At 49.5% G+C, this 11,235-nt stretch carries 6 protein-coding genes; 2 read left to right on the top strand and 4 right to left on the bottom strand.

Annotated features, from left to right (window positions below; translation table 11 throughout):
* Positions 1–303: 303 nt before the first annotated feature.
* From Pla110_RS16685 to Pla110_RS16670, 4 genes are all read right to left on the bottom strand, one after another.
* Complete coding sequence (locus tag Pla110_RS16685; protein ID WP_144997290.1) at positions 304–1,578, bottom strand: peptidylprolyl isomerase; 1,275 nt, start codon at positions 1,576–1,578, stop codon at positions 304–306.
* A gap of 231 nt (positions 1,579–1,809) precedes the next feature.
* The gene (gene mfd / locus Pla110_RS16680; RefSeq protein ID WP_231742533.1) at positions 1,810–5,082 is read right to left on the bottom strand and encodes a transcription-repair coupling factor; all 3,273 of its coding nucleotides are present in this window, start codon (positions 5,080–5,082) and stop codon (positions 1,810–1,812) included.
* A 249-nt stretch (positions 5,083–5,331) separates the two neighbouring features.
* Entirely contained in the window at positions 5,332–7,980 is a 2,649-nt protein-coding gene (locus Pla110_RS16675; RefSeq protein ID WP_144997286.1) for an O-antigen ligase family protein, read from the bottom strand.
* A 250-nt stretch (positions 7,981–8,230) separates the two neighbouring features.
* Entirely contained in the window at positions 8,231–8,689 is a 459-nt protein-coding gene (locus Pla110_RS16670) for a hypothetical protein (protein WP_144997284.1), read from the bottom strand.
* Positions 8,690–9,079: 390 nt separating this feature from the next.
* Here Pla110_RS16670 and Pla110_RS16665 point away from each other — a divergent pair, with 390 nt between their 5' ends.
* Both Pla110_RS16665 and Pla110_RS16660 read left to right on the top strand, forming a co-directional pair.
* Positions 9,080–9,760, top strand: coding sequence for a type 1 glutamine amidotransferase (locus Pla110_RS16665; RefSeq protein ID WP_197440250.1), 681 nt, complete (start codon positions 9,080–9,082; stop codon positions 9,758–9,760).
* Positions 9,761–9,848: 88 nt separating this feature from the next.
* On the top strand, positions 9,849–11,156 hold the full coding sequence (locus Pla110_RS16660; RefSeq protein ID WP_144997280.1) for a glycosyltransferase family 4 protein: 1,308 nt from the start codon (positions 9,849–9,851) through the stop codon (positions 11,154–11,156).
* Positions 11,157–11,235: the final 79 nt, after the last annotated feature.

Raw genomic sequence — 11,235 nt, 5'->3', positions numbered from 1 at the left:
TTGCGACGCACGGACTTGATGATCCTTCATCAAACTCGATTGTCTTGATTGTCTGGTATTGTTTAGTTTTGAGAGAGAGGCCTTGATCAGGTCGAATTGAATTTCGTCTTCCGTCCACCAGGGCAGACAGGTTTCAGAAGTAACAATTTGTTTTGATCAGGCTTCTGGAGAGTGTTCGGGTTGATAATTTAAATCGGTGAAACAGGTCAAGATGTTTCTCAGTCAGATGATTCAAAAAATACTTAGAATACGAAGTTATTTTTTTCATCGGCAGTTACTGCCGAAGGATTGTCCGTTGCCATATTAAAAACCGTCTGTGGAAAATGGATTCGCTTCACTCATAACCGGAGCAACGACTTCTTCCTTTTGGTCGAAGATGCTTTCGATTACAGCAGTCTCGTACAACTCGTCCATTACCTTTTTAGTGGCTTCGTCCTGGCCATTCTTGACGATCGATGTCTCGATTTGGTTTTGGACCTTATCAAAGGGAGTGACTGTGGAATCCTGCCGCTCGACAACTTTGATCAATTTGAATTCGGTATCTGATTCAAAGGGGCTGCTGATGCTGCCCACTGGCATTTCAAAGAGTGCTTTTTCTACTTTCTCGTCACTCAAACTGCCTGGAGTCGTCCAATCTCCATTGGCCCACATTCCTCCATCATGACGAGTCGCACTGTCAGAATATTTTTTCACCACTTCGGTAAAGTCGGCACCTTCTTTAAGTTCCTGAACGGCTTTGTTTAACACCGCATAAGCCCCTTGGCGTCCACCATGTTTCTTGTATTCAACTAACAGGAATTGCCATTTCACTCGTTCGGGATTGGTATATTCGCTGATGTTCTTTTCGTAATGAGACATGAGTTGTTCTCGTGTCAATTTCGGCGTGTCGCCCCGTTTTGCACGCAGGTATTCCTGAGCCATAATGCGGCCTTCAAAACTACTACGCAGGGCAGACAATGAATAACCGTTCTGTTTAAGATGCTCATCGAATTCGTGCATCGTCTGTATTCCGTCTTTCGCCATCATGCGTTGAGCTTCCTGTTGGAAATACTGATCCAGGAAGACTTCGATCATGTCTCGCTGTTCTTTTTTCAGGGTCTTTTTCAAACCCTGTTCCAACAGTTTTCGCTCGATAGCACCATCAACGCTTTTCGCCATCAACTCATATTTTTGCTTTTCGAGAACTTCCGCTGGAAACTTTCCTTGCTCTACGGCTTCTTGAGCTTTCTGAAGTCCCCCCTGGAAAGGTTCCAGTAGATCGGCGGCAAAGATCGGTTCTCCGTTGACGGTTGCGACCACCTGAGAATCCTCGGTCACTTTGTCAACAATATCGGAGCTCGTCGTAGCGAGACGAATGTCGGTTTGATGTTCGTCTAGCGATGTCACCGTGGGAGCGTCCGACGGAGTCTCCTCGTCGTTGGCGGTAAGTCGAGGTGGCGGCGGCCCCAGAACGGGGTTGTCGACCTTGACTTTGCTAAACGTTTCACATCCGGCGAACCCCAAAACGGCGATCAGCAGAAAAGTCTGACCGATAACGGTTTGGTAGTGGCGGATTATATTAGATGAATGCTGGGTCACAGAACTCGTCGAATCATTACAAGGGCACCAGAACTGGGAATGGAGAGAAGGTGCTTGAATCGTCTAAGGTTCTGTCCAGAGAAACCGCATGGGAGTTATCCCGGTGGTTCATCCTGAACTCACCTGAACAGGTCCAAAATGGGCAAATAAAGTCATCCTGACTTAAAAAACAGAGCCCGATGGACCGGCAGACAGCTTATAAGGCGGCGGAGTATAGGAGGAAGGGCGGATTTACTGCAACACCGATTTTAACTCTTGCAGGAGAGCCTCTTCCGTGAGATTCCGATCGCTTAACACCCAGTAAGCCGTGTTACGATCGGCAACACGGAATGTTCGGCCGTGTCGTTCTTTTAATTGTTCTATCTTAATGGCATGCTTGTACTTAAATACAGCGAACCTCTGCTCCAAATAGATACTACCGATGTCCCATTGTCGTGCCAGGACTTCAAGATGCTTCAACTCGAACAGCCGGTGGGTACTTTCCGTCAATGGACCAAAGCGATCACGAATTTCTTCCTGCAATTGCTCCAGTTCCTCAAGAGTCTGGACCATTGATAGTTTACGATAGACTTCGATCTTCGGGCGACCAGGTGGAATGTAAGAGTTTTCCAGGTAGGCAGAGACAGGGAGGTCGATGTTAACGTGACGATGTTCTCGCACCGGTTCGTTGCGAATATGCCGAACAGCATTCTCCAGCAACTGGCAATACAACTCGTATCCAACCGAAGCGATATGTCCCGATTGCTCCGTCCCGATAATGTTGCCCGCACCTCGAATCTCCAAGTCGCGCATGGCGATCTTGAATCCGGCACCCAATTCGCTGTATTCTTCGATTGCCTTCAATCGTTTAGCGGAAGTGGTCGTGAGGATCTTGCCTTCTTCCAACAGCAAGTAGCAGTAGGCGCGATGTTTATATCTTCCTACCCGACCGCGCAACTGATGCATGTCTGCCAGTCCGTAATTGCCGGCTTGATGAATAAACATCGTATTGGCGTTGGGAATATCAACGCCGCTTTCGATGATCGTCGTGCTGAGCAGAATGTCGATCTTATGGTTCACGAAGTCCAACATGACTTCTTCGAGTTCGTCACCCTTCATCTGACCGTGACCGATTCCGATCCGGGCTTCTGGGACGATGGATAGCAGGCGGTCGGCAATCGTGTGGATATCTTTTACCCGATTGTGAACGAAATAAACCTGGCCTCCTCGGTTCAGTTCACGCACTATTGCTGACCGGATCAATTCGGGATCGAATCGGGAAATACGCGTTTCAATTGCCTGTCGGTCGGGCGGTGGGGTAGTCAGGTTAGAAATGTCACGGATACCAAGAAGTGACATGTGCAATGTTCGCGGAATAGGCGTCGCACTTAAGGTGAGTACATCCACCGCCAGCCGAAGTTGCTTCAGCATCTCTTTATGTTCGACACCGAATCGCTGTTCTTCATCGACGATAATCAAACCAAGATTTTTGATACGAACATCCTTCTGCACCAGACGATGCGTGCCGATGATCATATCGACCTGGCCACGTGCAAGCCTCTCCAGAATGTCGCGCTGTTGTCGTTTGGTCCGAAATCGGGAAATGACTTCCAGTGTGACGGGAAACTCGGCCATACGTTCCGAGAAGGAACGAAAATGCTGCTCCGCAAGGACAGTCGTGGGTACGAGCATCGCTACCTGTTTTCCAGCATCGATCGCTTTAAATGCAGCTCGCATCGCAATTTCAGTTTTGCCATATCCCACGTCACCGCATATCAAACGGTCCATGGGTTGCGGCGATCGCATATCATGCTTGACCTCGACGATGGAGGTCAGTTGGTCGGGAGTTTCCTCATAGGGAAAAAGGGCTTCAAACTCTTTCTGATAGTGACTGTCCGGAGGAAATTCAAAACCGGTTTGGTTGGTGCGCAACGCCTGCATACGAAGCATATCGCTGGCCAGGTCTGTGACGGCTTGGGTGACTTGTTCTTTTTTACGGTTCCAACTGGTCGTTCCCAGTTTGGAAAGTTTAGGGGAGACCTTTGCACTACCGACATATTTCTGAACGAGGTGAATCAGCGATACGGGTACGTAAACTTTTACGTTGTCCCGAAACTCTAACTGCAAATGTTCTTCGACTTGACCCTCTTTATCGAGCTGGTGGATCCCGCGAAAGCGTCCGATTCCGTTAGCCAGATGGACGACAAGATCGCCTTCTTTGAGATCAAGAAAGCTGTCGATCGCTCGTGATTCCCAGCGACGTTTCTGCTTGCCTCGGTGGAGGTCAGACCTTCCAAACAACTCATGATCACTGAGGACAATTAACCGATTTCGAACGAGCCGGAAGCCATGCTGGATGCGACCGAGACAAAGAGTAATTCCTTGACCGAATGTCAGTTCGGACTCTTCCAGTAATTCAGTCAACCTCTCCTGTTCACCTTCATTGTGACAGGCAATCAAAACGCGTTCGGTTTTGTCGGTGATCGATGCAAGTTCCAGGAGAACTTCGCTGCGCGGACCGCCGAATCGTTCGATCGATTCGACCTGCAGGTGGCAGGATGTTTCATAACTGTCAGCCGAAATACGGGCAATCGTTACGGAGGGAGAGGAAGTTGCCCGTTCCAATGTCGCTTCGACACTGAACAGGCCGCGGGGGTCATCCAGGCGGGTGAGGTAGTGTCGTGCTTCACTAATCGCGTCTTCCAACTCTACGAAGACGACCCAAGACTTCTCTGGAAGGGAATCAAATAGACTCCCTTCCAGGATCGAAGCAGGTCGGACCGACGATTTGTCTTTCTGGCTCTCGGCACTTTCCGATTGTTCAGTTTGAAGTGGCTTAATCAACGTGAATGAGGCGGATGGCAAGTCTTCCGTTTTGCGCTGCGTTTCCGGATCGAAGGCGCGAATGCTTTCAATTTCGTCGCCAAAAAGTTCGACCCGCAGAGGTTCGACAGTATCGGCGGGATAAATATCGAGAATTCCCCCATGCAGGGAGAACTCGCCCGGAGCCGTAATTGCTGCAACTCGTAGAAAACCCTGTTCTACCAACCAATTAAGAAATGGATCGAGATCCAGATCGTCTCCAACACTGAGGGTGCAGGTCCCGGCTTGACGCGTTTCTCGGCTGGGAACGGGTTGAATTAAGGCCGTTAAGCTGGTGACAACGAGCGATGGAGATTGGTCTTCGAGTTGTCGCAGAAGTCGCAATCGACCACCAAATATCGAGTCAGTGACGTCGTGTTCTGCGGGGGAGGACTCCCAGGCGGGAAAGATAAAGGGAGTGGCATTGACGAAGCCAGCGAGGTCGAGAGCGAAGTCATCAACCTCATTCAGGCGGGGCAAAACGACTAGAAGTGTGCCTTGGCACTCTTTGCTCAGAGCTGCCGCGGACAGCGCGGACGAAGAACCCCAGGCGCCGTCTATTGCCCCACTGTTACCTTGATGCAGGGCGGCGACAACGTCTGTGAAATTGGGTGTATCTTGAATGAGAGGCACGAGCTGCGATAGCTCTTGCCTGGTCGTCATCTGCGACATTGATCAATTTACAGATGAGTGGAAGATCGGGGGCGAGTACGGCGCCGACCACTATTTTCGACGGTTCCCCTGACCCAAATGGATGAAGACAGGTCTTCGTGGCCTGTCAATAAAAATGAATAGCGTGAAAATTGTAGCGGAGGGGATTTGTGGAGGAAACGTCTGCGCGTAAGGGAATTTCAGTTTCCACCGAGAGTCCGAGCGGGAAGATAAGCTGCAAAGGTGTACGAAAGACTCGACTCAGGAGCGAGACGGATTCTTAGATTTCATGGCATCCTGTTGCTTCTGTTGCTCTCGTACTAGATTCAGCAAGTTACTGAACTTGATGCGACCCGGTGCCTTACGAACGCAATAACTGAGAATGCGTTCGGCTTCTTGCAACTTACCAGCGCCGCGGAGGACGAGTGCGTATTGAAACTGCCATTCCAGATCATTGGGATTCAGGAATAGGGCATGAGTAAATAGCTCCAGCGCCTCGTTAGATTGCCCGCGCATCACGGCGATTCGCGCATTGAAGTATTCTGGAGTTCCGGATGGCCAGGTTTGCTCTTCCAACAAATTCGTCAGGCGCTCAAAGACAATTTCCTGTGTCTCTTTCGAGCTGGGAGAAGAGTACATCCGCTCGGCAATCAGCATCATCGCTTCAGGATTATTGGGAATCAATTCGTTGAGGAGTTCTTCGGGCGTCATCCAGGTGCTTGCGATTCGCACAATCTCTTCCATATGACGATCGTCGATCCGCAGACTTTGGTTCCAGTCTTTCACTGCCCGAGTCTTGTCGCCGCGAGCAAATCGAACTTGGCCAGCGAGGTACATCAGGTCTGCATTCCAGGAACCGAGTAATTCTGCTCGCGTCAGGTGTTCCTCCTGGAAGGTCCAGTTCTGATCAAGGAAGCCAAGCAGATCGATCCTGTAATGGACGTTCGAAAGTAGTGGGCAGGACCGGAGCGACTCTTTGAGATGATCGATCGACGGATTGAGGTACTCAACCACCGTTTCTTGCTCACGAATGTCTTTTAGTTTGTCTTCTTTTTTGGCGACGTAAGCCTGTTTGGCAACATTGGAGAGAATGACGGGCGAGGTCCATTCCCACAAGTTTCGGTCGTCGAGGTTTACTTTTAACTCTTTTGCCAGGGCGGTTCGGGCCTCCAAGCGGTATAGCGAGACATAATATTCCGCTAATGCCTCATGACCTTGGGCGTCGCCCGGTCGTTTGACCAGAACATCTTCGAGTTGTGAAATAATTCCCCGAATCTTTCGTGGTTGAATCTTCGATAACTCTGTTTCCGACGGATACGATTTGATGACCGTTTCCATTTCGAGGAGTGATTCGATCCGTGAGTAACTCCAGAGGCTTCCACCCAGAAGTCCCGCGAGAACAACCGGCCAGGCCCAGCTAGTGTATGGAAGGGCCACCAGAATGTTGCGTGTACCATCAAGCGCGCGGACACTTCGACCGACCAGAGCACCAGTGAGTGATGCAAATATGACCATCGTTGCCGGCAGGTAGAGGCAGTAGTCGACGGCTGCGTGAAAAATCTGAAAGAATAACGCTAGCCCACCCACGATGGCGACCACATAGGTGTAAAAATAGTCGCTGTTGAAGAGCTTCCAGCATGAATACAAAACCAGCAAAATCATAATCAGCATTAGGGCCAGCCCCGGAATTCCGGCGTCGACTAATGCTTCGAGGTACTGGTTGTGCGCGTGCAAAAACCAGCCTTCGTTAATGTGATTCTGGTAACGATGGTAGATGTATCGATAGGTTCCCAAGCCGGTTCCGTACGTTCCATAGTCTTGAACGGCGCCCAGTGTGTCTTGCCAGTGTGGAAGTCGGGATTCCTGTTCGAAGGTCTCGGTTTTCAGCAGAGTCTGAAGACGATCCGAGACAACGTCCGTAACTGAAACCCAGGTAAGCAGCCCTACTAATACGCCACCGACGAGAAAAACGTTAACCCAGGTGGAACGACCTTGCTTGAACGAGGCATAAGTCCAGACGATGATTCCCGCAATGAGAAAACAGAGCAGACCACCGCGAGAGAGAGAGAATAGTAACCCCGCCATATTGAGTAGCAGTACACTAATCGCAAACAGTCGTTCGCCGTTAAGGTCGGCGATGTAATATTGCAATGAGTCCAGGGTTCGGGAACCACTACGTGGATCCCATTCGGTTCCCTGAGTGCGGTCGTAATGGCGAATACCTCGGTTGCGACGATGAATATCGATGAGGTAGCCGATAGAGGCTGCCAGTGAAAACGCGAAGATTGAGGCGGCCTGATTATGGTAGATGAACGCGGCAAAAGGGGTTCCGCCCTGCGGAATTGGTAAGCTCCAATAGAGTTTACCATTCCAGGTGATTTGCTGAAGAAAACCGAGACAGGCAAGCAATGCACCGTTGGACGCCAGGAGAATCATAAACAGTCGGAAAGGGACAAATCGACTGAGAAACTGCGCACCCAGCATGAAGAAAATGATTCCCACCAGCAGCATCGCGATATCCTGCTGTGTCCCGGAAGGGTAGAGCGAGAGTGGTGAAGATTCAGCTTGTTCCCCAGCCAGTAGGAGTCCGCGCGCGGAGGTCATTTCATGACGAAGCTCGGGTGTGTTGTTTCCGATAGCGTTCCAGAGGGAATTGTCCATCGGAACCAGTTGGAGTCCCGCCAGACCGAGCGCCATTAAGAGAACGAGTGCGGCCGTTGGTATATTGGGTCGGTAGTTCGAACTGATTAACGAACAGAGCAGGGCCACGGTCACAGCTGCAATCGTTGCCTGCAGAAAATAGACTTGCGGACGTGTGTCCGCTCCACCATTGAACCAGGGGAAGACAAGGATTGCGCCGACGATAATTATAGAGGCGACGATCACAATCGCCCGTACGACACCATTCATAGTTGTTTTGAGGCTTCTAACGAGAGGTCTTGCAGCACGAAGATTGTACTAACGAACCGGGACCGTGCTTTCCGGGAGCTGAAAGTTCGATAGGGATTGGCGGAGAGACCAATGCCAGTACATTCTGTCTCGCAGTAGAAGCAGATGCAATAACAACAAAAAACCCGTCTTCAATTTCTTGAAAACGGGCTTTGTTGTATCGTTACGATCAGTCGAGCTTCACTAAGAAAGCCCCTGTGCTCTATTTGACTTAGAATGCACCTGAAGCGACTGAAACGGGTCCGTTTGAGAAAGTGATGTTAATCACGATAATGTTACCATTTCCGGAGATCGGAAAGATAAGGATGATTGGATTGTAGAACGGAGTTCCGTTGGGGAAGGTCGGGGTAGGAACGCCTGTTCCGCCACCAGTTCCCGGGAAGAAGTTGAAAGTCGGGCCAGTGAAGTAGTTGTAGCTCACAGGTCCGAAGTAGTTGTTTACAGTTGTGGGAGCAGGCGGAGGTGTGGTGCCGCCACCAGTTGTAGGAGTACCGGTGTTCCCACTGTTATTTCCGCTGTTATTGTTGGAGAACAAATTCAAATCCAAGTCGATATCGAGCTCGTTATCCAAGATCCCCAAGATGTCTGCGAGGTTGGCAGCTTCCGATTTTTCGGAATAGGCCATGAAGCTGAACGTGGCAATGCACAAAAACAATGCTTTTTTCATCATGATAGTTTCTCACTACTAAATCGCGGTATTGGCGGTAACACAGGGGTATTATTAAAATAGAACGAAATAAGTTTCTTGAGTTCTTATTCCAAAGTATGGAAACTAACACTAAATGTCAAGTTAATTGGCCTGAAAGTCAGAAAATTTAGATTTTCCCTACTCTACCTATTTTTACGGGTCGGTAGGGCGATCTACTTGCTTTTCCGTCCCGTAGCTTGTCAGTCTTACAAAGACTACCATAATTGCTAGGTTTTTGCACACCCACCATCATCGTCATTGTAGCACTATTAGCTCATTGGGGACCCGGTAGTCAAATGCGTTTTTAGAAAATTCATGGTACAGAGAAATATTAAAATCTTGTTGCTCCAAATCAGAGAGCAGAATGACCCCATGCTAATGCAGGAGCGGCGAGCATTTGCGGATGCATTGGGGATCCAGCTGGATTCCGTCGCTTCGCTAGATCTCCTATATGAACAGTTGAGAAAACACCATTTGCAAGAGGTCGATCTAGTGATGGTGGGAGGGAGCGGGAATTATTCCGTTACTTCAGAGGATGACTGGTTGCACCGGGCGCTCGATTCAATTCGATTTCTGTATGAATCAAGGAAACCCACTTTCGCTTCCTGCTGGGGATTTCAAGCTGTATCCCGCGCCTTGGGGGGGACTGTCGTCACCGATCTGAATCGGGCAGAGGTCGGTTCCGTTACCACCCATCTTACAGAAGCCGGAAAACAGGATCCGCTATTCAGTGAATGTGCCGATCCGTTTTACAGTTATATGGGTCATCAAGATATCGTCACTCATTTGCCAGAGGAGGCTATTTTGCTGGCCTCTACGGACAAGGTTGAGAACCAGGCACTTACTTTTCCAAACCGCTTATTTTACGCCACTCAGTTTCACCCAGAATTGACGAGACAGGGGTTGCTGCAGCGGGTCGAAGCTTACCCGCAGTATGTAGAAAAGATTTCTGGTTTGCCTTATGACGAATTTGAAGCTCAGTTAGAAGACGCCCCGGAGATGGCAAGTCTTTTGAGAAGATTCGTTGGAATGGTTGAAGCAGTCATTCTCTGAACTCAATGAACTCTATTGGAAAGATGCCGTTTCAAAATATCCTGATCACATTTCTTCGTCCCTTTTTAAGCATCCTCCGGGAAATTCCATGCACGTATTGATTCTGACCGCAGGGGGAGCAGGCATGTTCTGTGGATCCTGCATGCATGATAATACCTGGGCTCGCGCTTTGATTCGAGAAGGGGCGGAGGTCACGTTGCTTCCTACTTATACCCCGGTTTTGGTGGACGAGAACAACCTGAGTGATCAGCATGTTTTTCTCGGTGGAATCAATATCTATCTGGATTACAAATTTCCCATTTGGAAACGGGCACCAAGAGTAATGAAACGGTGGCTTGATTCGCCGTGGTTGCTGAAATACGTTTCCAAGCTATCGGGCAGTCAGGATGCCAGCAAACTGGGGCCGCTGACATTGGCGATGCTCGATAATGAGAAGGGGCCTCTCGTCGCGGAGATGGATGAACTCGCTCACTTTATTAAAGAACAGGTTCGCCCAGATATTATTGTATTCAGTAATGCATTGCTGGCAGGGATCCTCAAACCACTCAAGGAAAAGCTGGACGTTCCCGTGTGCTGTGTGCTGCAGGGCGACGATATCTTTCTGGATGGGCTTCTGCCGCAGTTTCGCGAAAAGGCGATTCAGGCAGTCAGCACGCTGGCGCGCGATTTTGATCATATTCTGGTTCATAGCGAGTTCTATCGCGATTTCATGTCTGGCTATCTGCAGATTGATCGGGAGAAGATGGAACTGCTACCGCTTGGAATCGATATGGAACTGTACGCCGACTGCCAACCTCGACATTCGAAAGAATGTCGAAAGCTCGGATTTTTCGCCAGAATTGCTCCGGAGAAAGGGCTGCATAACCTGGTGGATGCCTACTTGATATTACTTCCGGAGTTTCCCGATTTAGAACTCTTAGCGGGAGGATATCTGCATCCTCGGCATCACGCCTATCTGGAAGAACAAGTTGAAAAAGTGAATCAAGCGGGCGGTAATTTCCAATACCTTGGCAGTCCCAAGTTAGTCGAAGAGAAAGTCGCTATGTTTCAGCAATTTGATATTTTTTCAGTTCCGACCGACTACCAGGAACCCAAAGGCCTTTCTGTGCTGGAGGCGATTGCGAGTGGATTGATGGTCGTTCAACCCGACCATGGAGCTTTTCCAGAAATACTAAGGAAAACCCAAGGCGGTTCAATATGTGTGGCTGGGATGACTGAGAGTCTGGCGGACTCACTGCGAGAAGCTATTTCTGAGAATGCAGTCCGATGGAACTTTGCTGAAAATGGGCATCAGCGAGTTCGGGAGTCTTACAGTAGCGAAGCCATGGCACGCCGGTCGCTGGAGCTATTTGATCAGTACATAAAAGAACGAAACAATCCGACAGTTTCCTCCTGATTTCCGGGTTCCTGTCAGGGGAACCTTTTGCTGCTGAAAACGAATCCTTAAAATCACAGACGAACGCGGAATACCGTAA

Source organism: Polystyrenella longa, assembly GCF_007750395.1.
Classification (GTDB): domain Bacteria; phylum Planctomycetota; class Planctomycetia; order Planctomycetales; family Planctomycetaceae; genus Polystyrenella; species Polystyrenella longa.
The sequence above is the reverse complement of the archived record's forward strand: the minus strand, read 5'-3'. Positions and strand labels throughout refer to the sequence as shown.

Coding starts and splice junctions, on each gene's coding strand:
- mfd (WP_231742533.1), bottom strand. CDS start 5,082: ATGACGACCAGGCAAGAGCTATCGCAGCTCGTGCCTCTCATTCAAGAT.
- Pla110_RS16675 (WP_144997286.1), bottom strand. CDS start 7,980: ATGAATGGTGTCGTACGGGCGATTGTGATCGTCGCCTCTATAATTATC.
- Pla110_RS16670 (WP_144997284.1), bottom strand. CDS start 8,689: ATGATGAAAAAAGCATTGTTTTTGTGCATTGCCACGTTCAGCTTCATG.
- Pla110_RS16665 (WP_197440250.1), top strand. CDS start 9,080: ATGCTAATGCAGGAGCGGCGAGCATTTGCGGATGCATTGGGGATCCAG.
- Pla110_RS16660 (WP_144997280.1), top strand. CDS start 9,849: ATGCACGTATTGATTCTGACCGCAGGGGGAGCAGGCATGTTCTGTGGA.